General features: G+C 74.4%; 19 protein-coding genes. 5 read left to right on the top strand and 14 right to left on the bottom strand.

All coding sequences use genetic code 11. From position 1 onward, the window contains the following. Window positions 1-40 precede the first annotated feature (40 nt). Entirely contained in the window at window positions 41-538 is a 498-nt protein-coding gene (gene ybaK / locus Q0967_RS07985; RefSeq protein ID WP_298749340.1) for a Cys-tRNA(Pro) deacylase, read from the top strand. A gap of 45 nt (window positions 539-583) precedes the next feature. Here ybaK and Q0967_RS07980 read toward each other — a convergent pair whose 3' ends face one another. Further along, on the bottom strand, window positions 584-1,048 hold the full coding sequence (locus Q0967_RS07980; RefSeq protein ID WP_058891111.1) for an Lrp/AsnC family transcriptional regulator: 465 nt from the start codon (window positions 1,046-1,048) through the stop codon (window positions 584-586). A 10-nt stretch (window positions 1,049-1,058) separates the two neighbouring features. Beyond that, entirely contained in the window at window positions 1,059-1,304 is a 246-nt protein-coding gene (locus Q0967_RS07975) for a hypothetical protein (protein WP_298749343.1), read from the bottom strand. 35 nt (window positions 1,305-1,339) lie between these two features. On the opposite strand from Q0967_RS07975, the gene Q0967_RS07970 reads away from it, so the two are divergent. Beyond that, window positions 1,340-2,308, top strand: a complete 969-nt coding sequence (locus tag Q0967_RS07970) for a 5'-3' exonuclease (protein ID WP_298749345.1) — start codon at window positions 1,340-1,342, stop codon at window positions 2,306-2,308. Between the two features lie 75 nt (window positions 2,309-2,383). Next, window positions 2,384-3,022, top strand: a complete 639-nt coding sequence (locus tag Q0967_RS07965) for a phosphatase PAP2 family protein (protein ID WP_298749347.1) — start codon at window positions 2,384-2,386, stop codon at window positions 3,020-3,022. Between the two features lie 35 nt (window positions 3,023-3,057). Here the strand turns inward: Q0967_RS07965 and Q0967_RS07960 are convergent, their stop codons facing one another. The 7 genes from Q0967_RS07960 to Q0967_RS07930 all read right to left on the bottom strand — a co-directional run bounded on the left by Q0967_RS07960 (window position 3,058) and on the right by Q0967_RS07930 (window position 11,409). Then, entirely contained in the window at window positions 3,058-4,263 is a 1,206-nt protein-coding gene (locus Q0967_RS07960) for an acetyl-CoA C-acetyltransferase (RefSeq protein ID WP_298749349.1), read from the bottom strand. Between the two features lie 106 nt (window positions 4,264-4,369). Beyond that, the gene (locus Q0967_RS07955) at window positions 4,370-7,306 is read right to left on the bottom strand and encodes an RNA helicase (protein ID WP_298749351.1); all 2,937 of its coding nucleotides are present in this window, start codon (window positions 7,304-7,306) and stop codon (window positions 4,370-4,372) included. A 15-nt stretch (window positions 7,307-7,321) separates the two neighbouring features. After that, window positions 7,322-8,209, bottom strand: coding sequence for a diacylglycerol kinase family protein (locus tag Q0967_RS07950; protein WP_298749352.1), 888 nt, complete (start codon window positions 8,207-8,209; stop codon window positions 7,322-7,324). Beyond that, on the bottom strand, window positions 8,206-9,030 hold the full coding sequence (gene tatC / locus Q0967_RS07945; protein WP_298749354.1) for a twin-arginine translocase subunit TatC: 825 nt from the start codon (window positions 9,028-9,030) through the stop codon (window positions 8,206-8,208). The genes Q0967_RS07950 and tatC overlap by 4 nt, the downstream gene beginning before the upstream one ends. 30 nt (window positions 9,031-9,060) lie before the next feature. Continuing rightward, window positions 9,061-9,348, bottom strand: coding sequence for a Sec-independent protein translocase subunit TatA (tatA, locus tag Q0967_RS07940; protein ID WP_298749355.1), 288 nt, complete (start codon window positions 9,346-9,348; stop codon window positions 9,061-9,063). A 61-nt stretch (window positions 9,349-9,409) separates the two neighbouring features. Beyond that, a complete protein-coding gene (locus tag Q0967_RS07935; protein ID WP_298749356.1) occupies window positions 9,410-10,393 on the bottom strand; it encodes a YafY family protein in 984 nt (327 codons plus the stop codon). Continuing rightward, complete coding sequence (locus Q0967_RS07930) at window positions 10,393-11,409, bottom strand: YafY family protein (protein ID WP_298749357.1); 1,017 nt, start codon at window positions 11,407-11,409, stop codon at window positions 10,393-10,395. The genes Q0967_RS07935 and Q0967_RS07930 overlap by 1 nt, the downstream gene beginning before the upstream one ends. Before the next feature lie 57 nt (window positions 11,410-11,466). Between Q0967_RS07930 and Q0967_RS07925 the strand changes: the two genes are divergently transcribed. Together Q0967_RS07925 and Q0967_RS07920 are read left to right on the top strand one after the other, a co-directional pair. Continuing rightward, window positions 11,467-12,705 (top strand): DUF3866 family protein, encoded by a 1,239-nt coding sequence (locus Q0967_RS07925; protein ID WP_298749358.1) that lies wholly within the window; start codon window positions 11,467-11,469, stop codon window positions 12,703-12,705. Window positions 12,706-13,011: 306 nt separating this feature from the next. Further along, window positions 13,012-14,364: a sodium:proton antiporter gene (locus tag Q0967_RS07920; protein WP_298749359.1), complete on the top strand. Its 1,353-nt coding sequence runs from the start codon at window positions 13,012-13,014 to the stop codon at window positions 14,362-14,364. Window positions 14,365-14,551: 187 nt separating this feature from the next. Here the strand turns inward: Q0967_RS07920 and Q0967_RS07915 are convergent, their stop codons facing one another. From Q0967_RS07915 to dop, 5 genes are all read right to left on the bottom strand, one after another. Next, window positions 14,552-14,950 (bottom strand): FKBP-type peptidyl-prolyl cis-trans isomerase, encoded by a 399-nt coding sequence (locus tag Q0967_RS07915; protein WP_298749361.1) that lies wholly within the window; start codon window positions 14,948-14,950, stop codon window positions 14,552-14,554. Between the two features lie 233 nt (window positions 14,951-15,183). Next, window positions 15,184-16,227 carry an FKBP-type peptidyl-prolyl cis-trans isomerase gene (locus Q0967_RS07910; protein ID WP_298749363.1) on the bottom strand — a complete coding sequence of 348 codons (1,044 nt, stop codon included), beginning with the start codon at window positions 16,225-16,227 and terminating at the stop codon, window positions 15,184-15,186. Window positions 16,228-16,267: 40 nt separating this feature from the next. Beyond that, window positions 16,268-17,674 (bottom strand): Pup--protein ligase, encoded by a 1,407-nt coding sequence (gene pafA / locus Q0967_RS07905; RefSeq protein ID WP_298749365.1) that lies wholly within the window; start codon window positions 17,672-17,674, stop codon window positions 16,268-16,270. 10 nt (window positions 17,675-17,684) lie between these two features. Continuing rightward, on the bottom strand, window positions 17,685-17,891 hold the full coding sequence (locus tag Q0967_RS07900; RefSeq protein ID WP_139721453.1) for a ubiquitin-like protein Pup: 207 nt from the start codon (window positions 17,889-17,891) through the stop codon (window positions 17,685-17,687). 145 nt (window positions 17,892-18,036) lie between these two features. Then, window positions 18,037-19,590: a depupylase/deamidase Dop gene (dop, locus tag Q0967_RS07895; RefSeq protein WP_298749370.1), complete on the bottom strand. Its 1,554-nt coding sequence runs from the start codon at window positions 19,588-19,590 to the stop codon at window positions 18,037-18,039. Window positions 19,591-19,594: the final 4 nt, after the last annotated feature.

Genomic DNA, 19,594 nt, shown 5'->3' with positions numbered 1-19,594 from the left:
TGGTCGTCCCCCGGCCGGCGCGACGGCATACCCTCGACCCGTGGCCAGGAAGAAGGCGGGTGGCGGCACCCCCGCGACCCTCGTGCTCGACCGGTCCGGGGTGGCCTACGCGGTGCGGACCTACGAGCACGACCCCGCGGCGGAGTCGTACGGGTTGGAGGCGGCCCAGGCGCTGGGCGTGGAGCCGGAGCGCGTGCTCAAGACGCTGCTGGTCGAGGGCGAGTCCGGGCTGGGCGTCGGCATCGTCCCCGTGGTGGCCCAGCTCGACCTCAAGGCCGTGGCCGCCGCGCTCGCGATGAAGAAGGTGTCGATGGCCGACCCCCGGGTCGCCGAGCGCACGACCGGCTACGTCGTCGGCGGGATCAGCCCGCTGGGTCAGAAGAAGCGGCTGCCGACGGTCCTCGACGTGTCGGCGCTGGGGTATGCCGCGGTGCTGGTGAGCGGCGGCAAGCGCGGCCTGGACCTGGAGCTCTCGCCGGAGGACCTCGTCGCGGCGACCGACGCCCGGGTCGCGGCGATCGCGCGGGCGCAGCGCTGACGCGGGCGCACCGCTGGACGGGAGCGGAGCCCGGCCCGACCGGTGTCAGGGGGTCGTGGGCAGCTCGTGCGGGAGGGCGCCGAGGCGGTCCTCCCACGGGGTGGAGAGCACGATCGTGGTGTTGGTCGAGCAGGAGCCCTCCTGACGGATCCGGCCGAGCAGCTCCTCGAGGTCCTGGGGGCGGGGCACCCGGATGAGCAGGACGTAGTTCTCGTCGCCGGCGACCGACCAGCACGCCACGATCTCCTCGATGTGGGCCAGCCGCTCGGGGATGTCGTCGTCGTCGGAGGGGTCGAAGGGGGTGACCGACATGAGGGCCGTGAGGGGCAGCCCGACCGAGGCGTAGTCGACGACGGCGCGGTAGCCGGTGATGATGCCGCGCTCCTCGAGCCGCTTGACGCGCTGGTGCACGGCCGACGTGGACAGACCCACCTGCCGACCGAGGTCGGCGAAGCTGATACGACCGTCCTGGGCCAGGACGGTGACGATGTGGCGATCCAGCGGCTCCATGGGGGCAACCCTAGTGCCGGGCGCCCCGCCCCCGGCTGTCGCCGCCCTCGCCGCGCGAGGTCACGAGCAGGGCCAGCACCGCCGCGGCGAGCACCAGGGTGGGCAGGCTGAGCCGTAGGACCACCGCGTAGTCAGGCCCGGGCGGGCGCGTGAGCGGGTTGTCGCCGGACGCCGTCTCCCACCACGGCCCGAAGAGCAGGAGCGCCGAGGCCAGCAGCATCCCGGCGAGGAGCAGCAGCGGGCGGCGGCGAGGCATACCTCACGCTAACCCACCCCACTAGGGTGAGGCCCATGACGACCTCCTCCGAGGCGACCGCGGACGTCGATGTCGCACCGCCGCAGCTGCTGCTCCTCGACACCGCCTCGCTCTACTTCCGGGCGTTCTACGGGATGAAGGACCTGCGCGAGGCGCCCGACGGGACCCCGACCAACGCGGTGCGCGGGCTGCTCGACATGGTCGCCACCCTGGTGGGTCGCTTCTCCCCCACCCACCTGGCCTGCTGCTGGGACGACGACTGGCGTCCGGACTTCCGCGTCCAGGCCATCCCCTCCTACAAGTCTCATCGTCTGGTCGAGGGTTCGGGTGACAAGGAGGAGGCTCCACCTGAGCTCGAGGTACAGGTGCCCGTCCTGCGACGGGTCCTCGAGGCGGTCGGCATCCCGGTCCTCGGGGCGCCGGGCTACGAGGCGGACGACGTCATCGGCACGCTCACCGCCCGGCACCACGGCCGCCTACCGGTGGGCGTCGTCACCGGGGACCGCGACCTCTTCCAGCTCGTCGACGACGGGGCCGGCGTCACGGTGGTCTACACCGCCAAGCAGGGCGTGCGGGACGCCGAGGAGATCCACCAGGCCGACCTGCAGCGCCGGTATGCCGTGCCGACCGGGCGCGCGTACGCCGAGATGTCGATGCTGCGCGGGGACACCTCCGACGGGCTCCCCGGCGTCAAGGGGATCGGCGAGAAGACCGCGGCTGCGCTCATCGAGCAGTACGGCACCCTCGCCGCGCTGCGCGAGGCGGTCGACTCCGGCGACCCGGCCATCAAGGGGGCGCGACGGACCAACCTCGAGGCGGGCGCGGCCTACCTCGACGCCGCTCCCCGGGTGGTCCTCGTCGCCCACGACGCCCCCGTGGCCGACGTGCCGCTCACCCTGCCGCGGGAGCTGGCCGACCCCGGGACGTTGCACCAGCTCGTCGAGACCTACGACCTGGGCAACCCGGTGGCGCGCCTGCTGGCCGCGCTGAGCATCGCCCCCTGAGCATCGCCCCCTGAACCCCGCCGGACCCCGCCCGGACCCCAGGAGCCGCCCAGGGACGCGCCCTACCGTGGTCGGGTGACGACCAGCACGAGGCCCGACCCGGCGCCCCTGCCCCGCCTGGCCGACGACCCCAGCCCGGTCGGGTGGCCGGCAGGGCTCATGCTGCTCGGCGGTCTCGGCTTCGTGTCCGTCTACGTCCTGGCGGTGCTCAGCACCCGGGGTCAGAGCATCGACACCGGGGTCATGGACGCCGTGACGGTGACCGGCTCGCGGCACGACCTGCTCAGCGGCCTCCTGCCCAACCCCTACCTGCTGCTCGGCCTCGCGCTCGGGCTCGGTGCGCTCGCACTGCTGCGCCACCTGCGGACCGGTCTCGCCGTGCTCGTGACGGTGCCGCTGCTGGTGGCCTCCACCCAGGTGCTCAAGGACGTGCTGCCGCGGCCGCAGCTCGCCGACCCGTGGGTCATGGCCAACTCCCTGCCCAGCGGCCACACCGGTGCGGCCCTCGCGCTGGCGCTCGCGCTGCTGCTCCTCAGCCCGCGCCGCCTGCTGCCCGCGGCGGCGCTGGTCGGCGCGGGACTCAGCCTCTGGATGGGTGCGCTGGTCGTGCTCCTGGGCTACCACCGGCCCAGCGACGTGCTGGCCTCGGCGCTCCTCGCGGTGGGCGCGGGCGGGCTGGGCCTGCTGGTCCGGGGCGTGCGCCCGGTGCGCTGACCGGGCGCGACCGGGTCAGCGGACGACGCGTCCGCTCAGCCGACCCGCTCGACGACGGCGGCCAGACCCTGGCCACCGCCGATGCACATCGTCTCCAGGGCGTAGCGGCCCTCACGGCGCCCCAGCTCGTGCGCCAGGGTGGCGAGGATCCGCGCGCCGGTCGCGCCGACCGGGTGGCCCAGCGAGATGCCCGACCCGTTGACATTGAGCCGGTCCCAGCCGGTCGGGTTCTCCATGCCCCAGGCCTTCAGCACGGCGAGCGCCTGCGCGGCGAACGCCTCATTGAGCTCGATGAGGTCCAGGTCGGCCAGGGTGAGGCCGGCCCGCTCGAGCGCCGCGGCGCTGGCCGGGACCGGACCGATGCCCATCGTCTCGGGCGCGACACCGGCGACGGCCCACGACCTCAGGGCCAGCATGGGGGCCAGCCCCAGCTCGTCGGCCCGCTCGCGGGTGGTGACGACGCACAGCGCGGCGGCGTCGTTCTGCCCGCTGGCGTTCCCGGCGGTCACCGTGGCCTCCGGGTCCTGGCGGCCCATGATCGGGCGCAGTCCGGCGAGGGCGTCGAGCGTGGTGTCGGGGCGGATGTGCTCGTCGGTGTCGACGATCGTGCTGCCCCTGCGGCCGGGGACCTCCACCGGCACGAGCTCGTCGGCGAACCGGCCCTCGCGCTGCGCCGTGGCGGCCACCTGGTGGGAGCGCTGCGCCAGCTCGTCCTGGGCCTCCCGGGAGATGCCGTGCTCGAGCCGCAGGTTCTCGGCCGTCTCGATCATCCCGCCAGGGATGGGGTGGCGCTCCCCGCCGGCCGTAGCCCGGGCCCGGGCCAGCCGGTCGGCGAGCTGGACGTCCGCGCGCACCCCCTGCCGCAGCAGCGCGTAGTGCTCCACCTGGCTCATCGACTCCGCTCCCCCGGCGATGACGAGCCGGCTCCCGCCGCTGGCCACCTGCGCCGCTGCGGTGAGGACCGCCTGCAGGCCGGAACCGCAGCGCCGGTCGAGCTGCATACCCGGTGCGGAGTCGAGCCCGGTGTTGAGCGCGAGGATGCGCCCGAGCGCGGGGATCTCCCCGGAGGGGTTGGCGTTGCCGACGATCACGTCGTCGACCTGGCCGTCCTGCAGACCGGTCCGCTCGAGCAGGGCGGTCAGGAGCTGGGTGCCGAGGTCGGCGGCGGACAGCGGGGCGAGGCTGCCGAGGAAGCCCCCGACGGGGGTGCGCAGGGGTGAGCAGATGACGATCTCGGGCATGGCCGCACTCTAACCGCGCGTCCGGTGCGGTCGGACGGGGCGTCCGATGCGGTCGGACGGCGCGTCCGGTGCGGTCGGGGAGGGGGCGGTGGTGTCGGCTCGCGCTTCAGTCGAGGCGGTCGGCGGCCACGACGCCGCGCAGCATCGCGGCGGAGGCACGGCGGGCGGTGCTGGCGACGTCCTCGTCGGCCGCGTGGGTGATCTGGCCGAGCAGGTCGACGACCTGCTTGGCCCGGCGGACGAAGTCACCGGCCGACAGGTCGCCCGAGCGCAGCACCTCCTCCAGGCCGCGGCCGGAGGCCCACCGGTGGACCATCCAGGTGATCCCGGGATCGAGCTCGCGGTCGCCGGTGAGGTTGTGCGCCAGCTTGCCGGCCTGCACCTCGGTCCAGATCGAGCCCATCTCGCCCAGCGCCTCGGCCACCTCCACGCTCGGCGTCGGCGGGTCACCAGGCTCGTCGCCGCGCGACTCGTGCACGAGCGCGGAGACGACCGAGGCGAGGTCGGCCGGGGTGAGCCGTCGCCACGTCCCGCGCCGCAGCGCCTCGGCGGCGACGAGGTCGAGCTCGGTGTAGATCCGGCGCAGCCGCTGGCCCTCCGCGGTCACCTCCTGCCCGTCCTCGCTGAGGTACCCCATGGCGGACAGCAGGTCGCAGATCCGCTCGAAGGTCGCCGCCAGGGTGTTCGTGCGGTGCGTCACCCGCCGCTGCAGGTCGTCGGTCTCCTTGCGCAGCGTCCACCACCGCGCCGCCCACCGCGCGTGGTCCTCGCGCTCGGGGCAGCTGTGGCAGGGGTGCGCGGCGAGCGCGGCGCGCAGCTCGTCGACCTGTGCCGCCGCCCCCTCCGGTATGCCGTCCCGCCCGCGCCCTGACGACGTCCGTCCGGGCATCGGCTCGTGGACGGTGGAGCGCAGCGCCGCGGCGAGGTCCTTGCGCGCCTTGGGGCTGCGCTCGTTGAAGTGCTTGGGCACCGTGAGGGTGCCGATGACCTCGGGGACGTCCCGGAAGCCCGGGATGGTCAGCCGCTGCACCCGACCGCTGGACGTGACGACCGTCGGCTCCGGGCCGGCGCCGCGGGCGCCCCGGACGACCACCGCCATCGTGCCGTGCCGCCCGCCGTCGAGCTGGATGACCTGGCCCCGCTCGAGCTCTTCCAGCGCCTGGCCGATGTCGCTGCGTCGCTGGGCCTGGCGCGTCCGGGCGGCCTTCCTCTCGACCTCGGAGAGCTGGTGGCGCAGCCGGCCGTACTCCCGGAAGTCGCCACGGTCGCAGGCCATGGACTCGGCATACCCCTCCAGCGCCTCGGTGTTGTAGCGGATCTGGGTGGTGAGCCCGACGACGGACCGGTCGGCCTGGAACTGCGCGAAGCTCGCCTGGAGCAGCTCGTGGGCGCGGTCGCGGCCGTACTGCGCGACGAGGTTGACGGCCATGTTGGAGCTGGGCCGGAAGGAGCTGCGCAGCGGGTAGGTCCGGGTCGAGGCGAGCCCGGCGACGTCCATCGGGTCGGTGCCGCGCCGCCACAGCACCACGGCGTGGCCCTCGACGTCGATGCCCCGGCGGCCGGCCCGGCCGGTGAGCTGGGTGTACTCCGCCGGGGTGACCGGCGCGTGCTCCTCGCCGTTGAACTTCACCAGCTTCTCCAGCACCACGGTGCGGGCCGGCATGTTGATGCCGAGCGCGAGCGTCTCGGTCGCGAAGACCGAGCGCACCTGCCCGGCGGTGAAGAGCTCCTCGACGATCTCGCGGAAGAGCGGCAGCATCCCGGCGTGGTGCGCGGCGTAGCCGCGGGAGAGCCCCTCCACGAAGTCGTGGTACCCCAGCACCCCGAGGTCGGCCGGGTCGACCTCGGCGACCCGCTCGGCGACCAGGGCCCGGATCGTCTGGCCCTGCTCCTCGGGGATGAGCCGGGTGCCGCGGCCCAGCAGCTGCTGGACGGCGCCGTCGCACCCGGCCCGGCTGAAGATGAAGGTGATGGCCGGCAGCAGCCCGTCGCGGTCGAGCCGGTCGATGACCTGCGCCCGGCTCGCCACGCCCCCGGGCAGCGACCCGCGGGAGAAGCCCGCCTCTCCCCCGGCGCCGGTGCCCCCGCCGCCGACGCCCCGGGCGTCGTCGTAGCGACGGGACCGCCCGGTATGCCGTGACCCCCGCTGGTCCCGACGGTCGCCACCGCGCCCGCCGCCCGAGCGACCCCGGCCCCGTGGCTCGCCCCGTCGACCCCGCGGGCCGCCGGCGTCGTCGCGCCGCCAGCCGCCCTCGGCCCGCGCCGAGCGCTCGGCCGCCGAGATGCCCTGCAGCAGCTCGGGGTTGACCCGGGTGGTCCCGTCGACCCCGGGCGCCGCCCGCAGCCCGTCGGTGACGAAGAGGTCGTAGAGCCGCTGGCCGACCATCATGTGCTGCCACAGCGGCACCGGGCGGTGCTCGGAGACGATGACCCGCAGCGAGTCGGCGTCACCCCGCCCCCGCACCTGGCGCAGCCAGTCGCCGAACTCCTCGGCGTTGCTGACCGTCGCCGACAGCGAGATGACCTGCACCGACTCGGGCAGGTGGATGATGACCTCCTCCCAGACCGCGCCGCGCCACCGGTCGGCGAGGTAGTGCACCTCGTCCATGATGACGAACCCGAGGCCGGTCAGGGTCGGGGACGCGGCATACATCATGTTGCGCAGCACCTCGGTGGTCATGACGACCACCGGTGCCTCGCCGTTGATCGAGGCGTCCCCGGTGAGCAGCCCGACGTTGGCGGACCCGTGCCGCGCGACGAGGTCGTGGTACTTCTGGTTCGACAGCGCCTTGATCGGGGTCGTGTAGAACGCCTTGCGGCCGGTCTCCAGGGCGAGGGCGACCGCGAACTCCCCGACGACGGTCTTGCCGGCGCCGGTCGGGGCCGCGACGAGGACCCCGGCGCCGTCCTGGACGGCGTCGATGGCCTCGCGCTGGAAGTCGTCGAGCTCCAGGCCGAGGGTCTGCGTGAACCGCCCCGCGGGGGTGGCGGCACGCGCGGCCCGGGCGCGCGAGGCGGCGTAGCGTTCGGCGGGGCTGGGCATGCCACCCAGGCTACGTCAGCCCGGGACGACCACCCGCAGGCTGGCGGCGTCGACCCGCACGGTGAGCGGCAGGCTCCCGAGCGGCTCGCCGTCACCGTGGGCGACGACGTCGTCCGGTCCCTCGACCGTCACCTCGCGCGCCCGGTGCACCTCCACCGCCGGGTGCCCGGTATGCCGTCCCGCCCGCAGCGCCCGCAGCACCCCCAGGGCGGCACCCGGGATGACGGGGTGGACGAGCACGAGGTCCAGCGCGCCGTCGGCGGGGTCCGCCTCCGGGGCGATGGGCAGGCCCCCGCCGAAGAACGGCATCGACGCGGCCACCACGACCAGCGCCTCCAGCTCACGGGGCCGGCCGTCGACCGTCAGCCGGTAGCGCAGCGGCGGCTGGCGGCGCAGCAGCGCGATCTCCACCAGCGCCGAGAGGGTGTAGGAGGCAGCCCCCAGCCGGCGCGGCAGCCGGTTGGCGCGGGCGTTGATCCGGGCCTCCAGGGCTGTGCACACCGAGCCCAGCACCCGCCGCTCCAGGTCCGGCAGGAGCAGCGTGTCCACGGTGCGGGTCCGCCCCTCGAGGAGCACCTCGACGCACCGGGCCGGGTCCGTCGGCAGCCCCAGGCTGCGGGCGTTGTCGTTGCCGGTCCCGGCCGGCAGGATGCCGAGCGTCGTCCCCGTCCCCGCGCAGACGTCGGCACCCAGGCTGACCAGCCCGTCCCCTCCGGCGACGACCAGCACGTCGACCCCGTCGGCCACCAGAGCGGCGCTCGCGGCGCGGGCCTGCTCCATTGTGCCCGCGGTCACCTGGACGACGTCGTGCCCGGCCGCGCGCAGCGCGCCGGTCGCGGCCTCCCCCACCGCGGCCGCCCCGCCACGGCCGGAGCGGCGGCCGTGCACGAGGGCGTACCTCATGTCAGCGGGGTCGCCTCGTCCGGCGACAGGCCGGCATACCGGCCGGGGTTCTTCTTCCCCCGGCGCCGCTCCATGAGGAAGGCGACACCGACCGCGCACCAGTAGAGCGCGAAGACCGGGCTAGCCATCGCCAGCATCGTCCAGGCGCTGGGGTCCGGCGTCATGAAGGCGGAGAAGACGAGGATGCCGAAGAGGACGACCCGCCAGCTGCGCAGCATGAGCCGCGCGGAGAGGATGCCGATCTGGTTGAGCGCCACGAGCACCACCGGCAGCAGGAACGCCAGGCCGAAGGCGAGCATGAAGTAGAGCCACAGGGTGAGGAACTCACTCGCCCCGGGCAGGTTGGCGATGCCGTCCGGGGTGAAGCCCAGCAAGATCGCGACGAGGCGCGGGAAGGTGAAGGCGGCGAGCGCCGCGCCGGCGAAGAACAGCGGGATGGAGATGAAGAAGTAGGACAGCGCGATCTTCTTCTCCGACCGGGTGAGCCCGGGGAGCAGGAAGCCCCAGATGTTCCACAGCCAGATCGGGCTGGCGAGCAGGATGCCGCTGAAGATGGCCACCCGCAGCTGCATCGCGAACGGCTCGGTGATGTTCTGGAACCGCAGCGAGACGGCCTCGTCCCCGCGCTCGGCGGCGACGGCGTCGATGGGGGCGGTGACGACCGCGATGATCTCGTCGTACCAGTACCACCCGACGACCGAGAGCACCCCGATCGCGAGGACACTGATCGTCAGCCGGTTGCGCAGCTCACGGAAGTGGTCCCCGAGGGACATCCGTCCCTCGGGGTCCTTCGCGCGCCGGGCGCGGGCCGCTCGGGTCACCGTCGGGTATGCCGTGTCGCGCGTTGTCGGTCAGGCGCCGGTGGTGCCGGTGCCGGCCCCGCCCTCGCGCCGCTTCATCGCGTCGTACTCCTCGCGGGCGGTGTCGACGTCGTGGCCCTTGCGGTCGTCCAGCGCGGGGCGCTCGGCGTCCTTCTCGGTCTTGCGCGCCTCGCCCTCGTCCTTCATCTGGTCGACCTCGGACTTGAAGACCCGCATGGACTCGCCCATGGACCGAGCCATGTTGGGCAGGTTCTTCCACCCGAAGAGCAGGAGGAAGGCGACGACGAGGACGACGATGTGCCAGGCCTGGAGACGCATGGTGGGCTCACTCGCTCTCGGTAGAGGTGTCGCCGCCGTGGCGGCGCACCGGGGTGCGTGGTCAGTCTAACGCCGGGCCCGACGACAGGTTCCCCGACAGGGCCGTCCGCGCGGCCTCCTGCACGGCGTCCACGAGCGCGGCCGGCTCGACGACCCGCACTCCCCCGCCCTCGCGCAGCACGAGCCGGATGAGCCAGCGGGGGTCGGCGACCCGCAGCACCATGCGGACCGAGCCGTCAGCACGCGGCTCGACCTCCTCGGCCGGGACCTGCTCGGCGACCCACGCCGAGCCGGGGGCCAGGTCGAGGGTGACGACGCGGTCCTCGGGGTCCGGGCGGTAGACCCCGCTGCCGACGGCCCGCTCGGGCAGGTCCTCCGGCGGCGTGGCCGGAACGTCCAGCACCTCGGCCGTCTCGATCCGGTCGAGCCGGAAGAGGCGCACACCCCCGGCGCGGTGGCACCAGCCCTCGAGGTACCACCGGCCGTCCACCGACAGCGCGCGCAACGGGTCGACGTCGCGCTCGGTGGTCTCGTCCCGGCTGCCGGAGGTGTAGCGCAGGTGCAGTCGGCGCCGCTCGGTCAGCCCGGCGCGGACGGCGGCGGCGATGTCGTCGTCGGCCGGCTGCTCGAGGTCGACACGCACGGCGGCCGCCGCCCGCGCGGTCTCCCCGGCAGCCGACTCCAGCTTGGCCAGCGCCCGGTCGATGGCGTCCCGCTCGGCCAGGCCGGGGGTGTCGGCGAGCGCCCGCAGGGCCACGATGAGCGCCAGGGCCTCGTCCCGGCCGAGGCGCAGGGGGCGGGCGATGGTGTCGGCGTTGCCGACGAAGACGCGCCCACCCTCCCAGGAGGCCTCGATGAGGTCGTCGGGGTAGTGACCGGGCAGCCCGCACAGGAAGAGGATCTGCAGGTCCTCGACCACCTGGTTCTCGCTCACCCCGAGCTCGGCCGCCGCCGTCGCGAGGTCGATGCCCTGCCGGTGCAGCAGCCACGGCACCATCGTCAGCATCCGGGCCACCCGCGAGGTGGCGCTCTCGTAGGTCGCCATCAGGCCGCTCCTCCCCCGTGCGCGGCGAGGACCGCGCGCAGCCGTCCGGCGACCTGCTCGGCCAGCTCGGCCGGTGCCTCCACGTGCACGTGCGGCCCGGCCGCGGTGACCTCGCGCGCCAGCGGCGTCAGGGACCTCACGTCCAGCTCCAGCCGCGACCACCCCTCGGGCACGTCACCGCCTGCCGTGCTCTCCCGCCCCCGGCGCCGCAGCGAGGCGGCCGCCCCGTCGCGCACCAGCAGGCGGACCGTCGTCGACCGCTCTCCGTCCTCGCCCGCGCTGCGCCGGATCATGGCGAGCGCGTCGAGGTCGTCGGGCACGGCATACCCCCCGGGCCGGCCGGAGCGCTCGGGGATGCCGACGACGCGGTCCAGGCGGAACACCCGGGGCGCGTCGCGGTCGAGGTCGTGGGCGGTGAGGTACCAGCGGCCGTGCCAGCTCGTCAGCCCCCACGGCTGCACCCGGCGGCGCGCGAGGTCGCCGGTGCCGCCGCGGTAGTCGAAGCTGATCGCGCACCGCTCCAGCACGGCGTCGCGGACCGGCTCGAAGGCGGGGTCGGGGGTGTGCAGCAGCGGCTCGATCCCGGCGACCGAGGACTCGTCGCGGACCACCCCGGCGGCGTCCAGCTTGCGCAGCGCCTGCGCCGCCGGGCCGGCGAGGCTCGCCTGGCCCCAGGCGCGCGCCGCGAGCCCGAGCACCGCGAGCTCGTCGGGGGCGAAGTCGATCTCGGGCAGGGCGTACTCGCGCTGGTCGATGCGGTAGCCCGGCTCGTCGTCGAAGAACGCGTCGATCGGCTCGGTCCGCAGCGGGATGCCCAGGGCGCGCAGCTCGTCCTTGTCCCTCTCGAACATCCGCTCGAACGCCTCGGGGGTGCTCCGCGCGTAGTCCGGCACCGCCTGGCGCAGCTTGGCCCGGGACAGCGGCTGCCGGGTGTGCAGCAGGGCGATGACGAGGTTGAGCAGCCGCTCGGTCTTGGCCGCGGCCGGGCTGGGGCCGGTGCTCGTGCTCTTCGCCATGCCTCGCAGGCTACCGTCCGACCTCACGCGACCCGGTCATCGATAGGCTCGGCTGTCGTGATCACGTGGCGCGAGGGCGAGGTGCGCGAGCTGCTGCCGGGGTGGGCCGGCGTGCAGGTGCTCGGCGTCGACGTCGGGGACGAGCGGGTGCGGGCGCTGGGCTACCCCGACCTCGTCGGCAGCGCCGTGGTGGGCGACCGGGTCCTGCTCAACGTCACCGCTCTGGAGCGCGGGCTCGGCACGGGAGGGTATGCCCTCGTCGTCGCCCTCCCCGACCGCCCGGACGCCTGGCCGGGCCGCGCGGCCGGTGAGCCCGGTCACCTGGTCAAGGGCCGCTACGCCCCGCTGCAGCCGATGGTGCTGGGGGTGGACGACCCCGAGGGCGAGCACCACGCCACGCTCGCGCACGCGGACGACCTCGAGGGTATGCCGGTGCTCGCCACCGACCTGCACTCGGCGCTCCCCGCGGTGCTCGCCGGGGTCCGGGCGCAGCGGCCCCGGGCCCGGGTCGCCTACGTCATGACCGACGGGGCGGCGTTGCCCCTGGCCTGGTCGCGGACCGTCGCCGGCCTGCGCGAGGCGGGGTGGCTGCAGAGCACCATCACCGCCGGGCAGGCGTTCGGCGGCGACCTGGAGGCGGTGACGGTGCACACCGCGCTGCTGGCGGCCCGGCACGTGGTCGGGGCCGACCTGGCCGTGGTGATCCAGGGCCCGGGCAACCTCGGCACCGACACCCGGTGGGGATTCTCCGGGGTGGCCGCGGGCGAGGCGCTCAACGCGGCGGCCGTGCTCGGCGGACGCCCGGTGGCGTGCCTGCGGGTGTCCCAGGCCGACGCCCGCGAGCGGCACCGGGGCCTGTCCCACCACAGCGCCACCTCCTTCGGCCGGGTCCTCGCCCACCCCGCCGACCTCCCCGTCCCCGTGCTCGGGTCCGACACCCCACCTGCTGACGGGGCCGACCTGCCCTCGTCCCGCAGCGGGCGCACGCCACACACCCCCTCCCCCCGCACTGGACATGCACCGGACGCGCCCTCCGGGCACACCGGACGCGTGGGAGACAGCGTCGCGCTGCGCGAGTGCCTGGCACTCGTCTACCGGCAGGCGCGGGACCTCGTCCAGGCCGCGCCGCACCTCGAGCTGGTCAAGGTGGCCACCGAGGGCCTCCCGGAGGCTCTGGCACAGGTACCGGTCCCCCTGTCCACGATGGGCCGCGGCCTCGGGGACGACCCCGCCGCGTTCCTCACCGCCGCGGCCGCCGGCCGCCACGCCGCCCGGCTCGTGGTCGACCCGTCGTAGGCCCGCCCGCCACATCAGCACCACGGCTCCCACACTGCGGGGAAAGACCCGGCAGACACGGAGATATCCCCGGCCCGGGTGCACGTCCCCGCAGGCGGTGACTCATGGGGCCAGAGGGAGCGCCGCTCGCGCGCCGGTCACCTAGGCTGAGCGCATGACCCCGCCCGCGCCCACGGCATACCTCGACGCCACGGCGCATCCTCCCCGCGACACCCGCTGCGGCCCGCGCGACGCACCCCGGCGACCGAGCGCCCCCACCCCGTGCCGGCCCGCGGCACCGCGCCCCGGGCCGGCTGAGACACCGGCATGACCTCCGACCTGGTCTTCCTCCTGGGCGGCGGGGTGCTGCTCCTCGCGGTCGCGCTGCCCAGCCTGCTCACCCGCGCCTGGTTGTCCGCGCCGGTCATCCTCATCCTGGTGGGCATGCTCGTCGGGCTGCTCCCGTTCGGCTCCACCTTCGCCTTCGACCCCACCGACCAGCGGGACACCATCGAGCACGTCACCGAGATCACCGTCCTGGTGGCCCTCATGGGGGTCGGGCTGGCCCTGGACCGGCCGCTGTCCTGGCGCAACCGCAACTCGTGGCGCACCTGGTCGGCGACCTGGCGGCTGCTCGCCATCGCCATGCCGCTCACCATCGCCGGTGTCTTCCTGCTCGGGTGGTGGGGTCTCGGACTCGGCGCCGCACCGGCCCTGCTGCTCGGCGCCGTGCTCGCCCCGACCGACCCGGTCCTGGCCGGGGACGTCCAGGTCGGCGGCCCGGTCATCACGAAGCGCGAGGCGGACGGCGATGAGTCGATGGCCGAGCAGCTGCACGACGACGAGATCAGTGACGACGACGAGGTCCGGTTCGCACTGACCTCCGAGGCCGGGCTCAACGACGCCCTGGCCTTCCCGTTCGTCTACGCGGCGATCTTCCTCATGACCATGGGGTCGGCTGCGGACTGGGGGCTGCGCTGGCTGGCGTGGGAGCTGGTCGGCAAGATCATCATCGGCGTGCTCGTCGGGGTCGCCGTGGGCTGGGTGCTGGCCTACCTCGCGTTCCGCACCCGGCAGCAGGCGCTGCGGCTGGCCGAGCAGGGTGAGTCGCTGCTGGCCCTGGCCGCGATGCTGCTGGCCTACGGCGTGGCCGAGGTCGCCCAGGGTTACGGCTTCCTCGCCGTCTTCGTCTGCGCCATGACGATGCGGACCCGGGCGCGCCGGCACGAGTTCCACGAGCACATGCACGGCGTCGTGGAGCGGCTGGAGCGGCTGCTCACGCTCCTCGTGCTGCTCTTCGTCGGGATCGCGCTCACCGACGGCGCGCTGGAGTCCCTCGACTGGCGCGGCGTCCTCGTGGGGGTCGCCCTGGTGCTGGTCATCCGGCCGCTGGCCGGGTGGGTCGCGCTGCGCCCCGGCCGCTGGCGCATGTGCGACGAGAGGCTGCGCCCCCTGGCCCGACGTGAACAGCTCATCACGGCGTTCTTCGGCATCCGCGGCGTGGGCACGTTGTTCTACATCGCCTACGCCCTGTCCGAGACCACGTGGACCGGGGAGCGCTGGCTGTGGGCCACCTGCGTCTTCACGATCGTCTTCTCGGTCGTCCTGCACGGGGTGCTGGTGACCCCGGTCATGACGAAGCTGGAACGGGACCGGGAGCGCCTCCTCCGCTCGACGTGAGGTGTGGGGCGCCGGCGCCCGTCCCCGGGCGCCACGTGAGGTGTGGCCGACGACACGCCCGTCCCGATCGGCTCAGCCGCGCACATGAACGCCTGGGCCGACGACACGCCGACGCACCTCGCCCCAGGCGTTCACCAGAACGCCTGGGCCGAGGTCGAGGCGCCGGAGCGGCGCGTGCGGGCTCGGGTCAGCGCACGTCCATGAGGTCGACGACGAAGATGAGCGTCTCGCCACCCTTGATGGCGCCGCCGGCGCCGCGGTCGCCATACCCCAGGTGCGGCGGGATGACGATCCTGCGGCGACCGCCGACCTTCATCCCGAGCAGGCCCTGGTCCCAGCCCTGGATGACCTGACCGACGCCGGCCGTGAAGGTGAGCGGCTCGCCGCGGTTCCACGAGGCGTCGAACTCGTCGCCGGTCGACCAGGACACGCCCACGTAGTGCGCGGAGATGGTCGAGCCGGCCGTGGCCTCGGCGCCCCTGCCGACCTCGAGGTCCTCGACCTGCAGGTCGGCGGGCGGCTCGTCGCCGGGGAAGTCGATCTCGGGCTTGGCCTTCTGGACGCGGCCGAAAGCGGACTCGGTCATGATGTGCTCCTTCTCGTTCGAGGTCAGGTATGCCGTGCGCCGGCCACCATGCGCGGCGCCCGGTGGGTCGTCAGCCCACCATGTGCGGCGCCCGGTGGGTCGTCAGCCCACCATGTGCGGCGCCCGGTGGGCCCTCAGCCCACCACTCGCGGCGCCCGGTGGGTGAGGGGGTCGCGGTGGGTGAGGGGGTCGCGGTGGGTGAGGGGTGAGGCGGTGCGGGGGTAGCGGTCGGGTCAGGAGGCGCCGAGGATGTCGACGACGAAGACGAGGTCCTCGCCGGCCAGCTCGTTGCCGGGGGCCGCGGTCTGGCCCTCCGTCTCCTCCGGAGCCTCGCCGTAGGCCTCCTCGGCCGGGATCACGAGCAGCACCCGGGAGCCGACGGTCTGGCCGACGAGCCCCTCGTCCCAGCCGACGATGACCTGGCCCACCCCGATGGGGAACTCGGTGGGCTCGCCGCGCTCCCACGAGCTGTCGAAGACCTCGCCGTCGGAGAGCTTGACCCCGGTGTAGTGGACCCGGATGGTCTGCCCGGCCACGACCTCGGGGCCCTCACCGCGGATGAGCGGCTGGGTGATGAGCTGGTCGGGTGCCTCGACGCCCTCGACGTCGATCTCCGGCCCGGCGTCACCCATGGTGACGGTGGGCAGGCCCTCCTCGGGCTCGACCTCCTCGCCCTGCGCCTCGGTGAGCGGCTCGCCGGTGTCCTCGACGACCATGTAGAAGAGCATCGTGTCGGTCGGGCCCACGCCGAGCTGCTCGTTGCCGGCCTCGCCGAAGGCGTCGGCCGCCGGGATCGCCAGGAGCAGCTCGTCGCCGACCATGGTGCCGGGCAGCTGGTCGCGGAAGGCCGGGAAGAGGGTCTCGTCGGTGAGGTCGAGGGTGACCGCCTCGTCGTTCTCGAAGGTCGACACCAGCTGCTCGCCGGTGGTGCCGTTGACGGTGAGGTACCGCACCCGCACCTCGTGGGTGTCGGCGACCTCCTCGCCGTCGCCCTCGGTGAGGGTGCGGGACTCGGTCGAGGCGGCCACGAAGGGCAGGTCACCCTCGGCGAAGGGCTCGCCGTCCCAGGTCAGCGCGGGGGCCTCGCCCTCGGTGTCGACGTCGACGTCGGCGAGGTCGCCGTTGGGTGCGGCCGAGGTCGCGGCGGCGTCGTCGCCGGGTGCGCTGCTCGTCGCGGCGTCGTCCGCCCCCTCGTCGGTCGACTCGGGGCTGCAGCCGGCCAGGAAGATCAGGGGTGCGGCGGCGGCCGCGAGGTAGCGCAGGCGGGAAGAGCGCACAGGTGCGTCCTTTGCAGATCGGGGAAGCGTCCGGACCAGCCTAACCCGGTGACCCTGAACCTTTCGTGGGAGCACCGCTGGTGGCGCGGATGTGCTCGAGCAGGGCGTCGACCCGCTCGTCCTGCGCGGCGAACGGGTCCTTGCAGATCACCGTCCGCTGCGCGGCGTCGTTGAGCTTGAGGTGCACCCAGTCCACGGTGAAGTCCCGGCGGTGCTCGGCGGCGGTCCGGACGAAGTCCCCCCGCAGCCGCGCCCGGGTGTCCGGGGGCACGGTCGTGGCGGCCCGGATCCGCTCCTCGTCGACCACGGTCCGCGCGGCGCCCGAGCGCTCGAGGATGCGGGCCAGCCCGCGTCTCGGGTGGATGTCGTGCCAGGCCAGGTCGAGCTGCTGCAGCCGCGGGTCCCACGGCTCGAGGTCGTGGCGCTGCGCGTAGGAGTCGAGCAGCTTCTTCTTCATGACCCACTCGATCTCGGTGTCGACGAGGTCCAGCCGGTCGGTCTCGATCGCCTCGAGCCCGCGCTCCCACAGCTGCAGGACGTCGCGGTGCACCGGGTGCTCATGCAGGCCGGCACCCCGGGCATACCCGGTCGTGAGGTCGAGCAGCTCGCGCTGCAGCTCCAGCGCGGTGATCGTGCCGCCGCGGCGCAGCGCCAGCGGGGTCCGCCCGGTCCGGTCGCGGCTGACCTCGCGGATCGCCTGCATGGGGTTGGCGAGGACGAGGTCGGGCACGACGGTGCCGGCCTCCAGCATCTTGAGCACGAGGTCGGTCGTGCCCAGCCGCAGCATCGTCGTGGTCTGGCTCATCGTGGAGTCGCCGACGATGACGTGCAGGCGCCGGTGCTTCTCCGGGTCGGCGTGCGGCTCGTCGCGGGTGTTGATGATGGGCCGGGAGCGGGTCGTCGCCGAGGACAGGTCCTCCCACATGTGGTCGGCGCGCTGGGAGACGAGGTAGGTCGCCCGCTGCTCCACGACGTGCAGCCGCCCGGCACCGGTGACGAGCTGGCGGGTCACGAGGAACGGGACGAGGGTGTCGGTGAGGCGCTCCATGCGGGTGCGCCGCTCGATGAGGTAGTTCTCGTGCGAGCCGTAGGAGTTGCCGCGGGAGTCCACGTTGTTCTTGAGCACGTAGACGGTCGCGTCCAGGCCCTCGGCCGCGATCCGCTGCTCGGCGTCCTCCGCGAGGTCCTGGACCACGAGCTCGCCCGCCCGGTCGTGGGCGACGAGGTCGAGCAGGTCGGTGCACTCCGCGGTGGCGTACTCCGGGTGGGAGCCGACGTCGAGGTAGAGCCGGGAGCCGTTGCCGAGGAAGACGTTCGACGACCGCCCCCAGGCGACGACCTTGCGGAAGAGGTAGCGGGAGACCTCCTCCGGGGAGAGCCGGGAGGGGCCGGTGAAGGTCGCGTTGACGCCGAACTCGGTCTCGACGCCCATGATGCGGCTCAGCACGGCGGCACCGTCACTGGCCGCCCTTCTGCACGAAGCCGTGCACGAACTCGGTCGCGTTGGTCTCCAGCACCCCGTCGATCTCGTCGAGCAGGGAGTCCAGGGCCGCGTCCCGCTCGGCGCTCTGCGCCGCCGGTGCGGCAGGGGGCGGGGTGGCGTCCGGCTCGGGGCCGTCCCCGGCGCCGCTGTCCCGTCGGCGGTCGAACTGCTGCTGCGACATACCCCGATCCTAGGGCAGAGCACCACCCCCTGCTCCTGGCCGCGCCGCGTCCCGGCGACACGCCCGGAGCCGTCGGCTCAGCCGCGCAGGTGCGTGGCTGAGCCGATCCGGACCGGCGTGTCGCCGGCCCGGGGGCGGTCGCGGCTCAGACGTCCTCGCTGACGAGCTCGGAGAGCAGCCCGGCGGCGTCGGTATGCCGGTCCAGCAGGTCGGCGACCCGGTCCCGGCGCCCGCCGGTGGGCTCCTCGATCCGCACCCGGCGCAGCCGGCCCCGCTCGTCGGCGAGCACGACCGAGTCCCAGGAGGCGGCCCGCACTCCCCCGCCCGCGCCGTAGCGCCGGACCACCTCGCCGCGGAACCACGCCCGGGTGTCCTCGGGCGGGTGGGTGACGGCGTGCGCGACCTCCTCGTCGCCGACGAGGCGCTCCAGCCGGCCGGCCGCCCGCAGCTTGCGGGCCAGGCCGCGCTCGGGGTCGAGGTCGTGCCACTGGATGTCCATGGCCGCGAGCCGGGGGTCCTCCCAGCCCATTCCGGCGCGCTCGGCGAACCGCTCGAGCAGCTGCTGCTTGGCGACCCACTCGACCTGCCCCGCCGCCCCGGCCGGGTCGCGCCGCAGGGTCTCCAGGACCTCCCGCCACCGGCGCAGCAGCGGCCCGGTGTGCGCCTCCCCCGACTCCGCCCAGGCCTCGTGACCGGACGCCGCGGCCTCCTCGGCGGCTCCGAGGTGCGCCTCGAGCAGGTCCAGCCCGGTGAGGTGTCGGCCGTCGGCCAGCTCGACCGTCGTCCGCAGCGTCGGGTCGTGGCTGACCTGCTGGGCCGCGGCCACGGGGTGCGCCAGGGCCAGCCCGTCGAGCAGGTGCGGGTGGGTCTCGATCACCCGCAGGACCGCCGAGAGGGACCCGAGCGCGAGGTAGGTGGTGACGTCGGCCATCGTCGCGTCGCCGACGATGACGTGCAGCCGCCGGTGCAGGTGCGGGGTGGCGTGCGGCTCGTCGCGGGTGTTGACGATGGGCCGGCGCAACGTCGTCTCCAGGCCGATCTCCGCCTCGAGGTAGTCGGCGCGCTGGGAGAGCTGGAAGCCCGGCCGCTCGCTGGCCTGCCCGAGCCCCACGCGGCCCGCCCCGGCGATCACCGGCCGGGCCACGAGGAAGGGGATGAGCCGGGCGGCCAGCCGGTCGAAGGGCACCGCCCGGGGCACGAGGTAGTTCTCGTGGGTGCCGTAGGACGCGCCCTTGCCGTCCACGTTGTTCTTGTAGAGCCGCACGTCCAGGCCCTCCTGCGCGAGGGTGCGGACCGCCGCGAGGGCCACCTCCTCCCCCGCCCGGTCCCAGCGGACGGCCGCGAGCGGGCCGGTGACCTCCGGGCTGGAGTACTCCGGGTGGGCGTGGTCGACGTAGAACCGGGCCCCGTTGGACAGCACCGAGGTGGCGATGGTCGGGTCCTCGACATCGGTCAGCTGCGAGCGGTGCGCCAGCGCGCGTGCCATCTCGAAGCCGCGCGCGTCGCGCAGCGGCGTCTCGTCGGCGTAGTCCCACCCCGCCGCCGAGGGCAGTGCCGCGCCGGCGGGTGCGCCCGCGGCATACGCGCGCACCACCTGGCCCGAGAGGACCATCGGGGTCACCGGCTGCCCGGCGGCGTCCCGCTGCGTGCTGGTGATGCCGAGCTCGGTCTCGATGCCCATGACCCTGCCGACGCCCATGCCG

It is taken from the genome of uncultured Serinicoccus sp. (assembly GCF_947500995.1).
GTDB lineage: Bacteria > Actinomycetota > Actinomycetes > Actinomycetales > Dermatophilaceae > Ornithinicoccus.
This window is presented reverse-complemented; position numbering and strand designations above follow the sequence as displayed.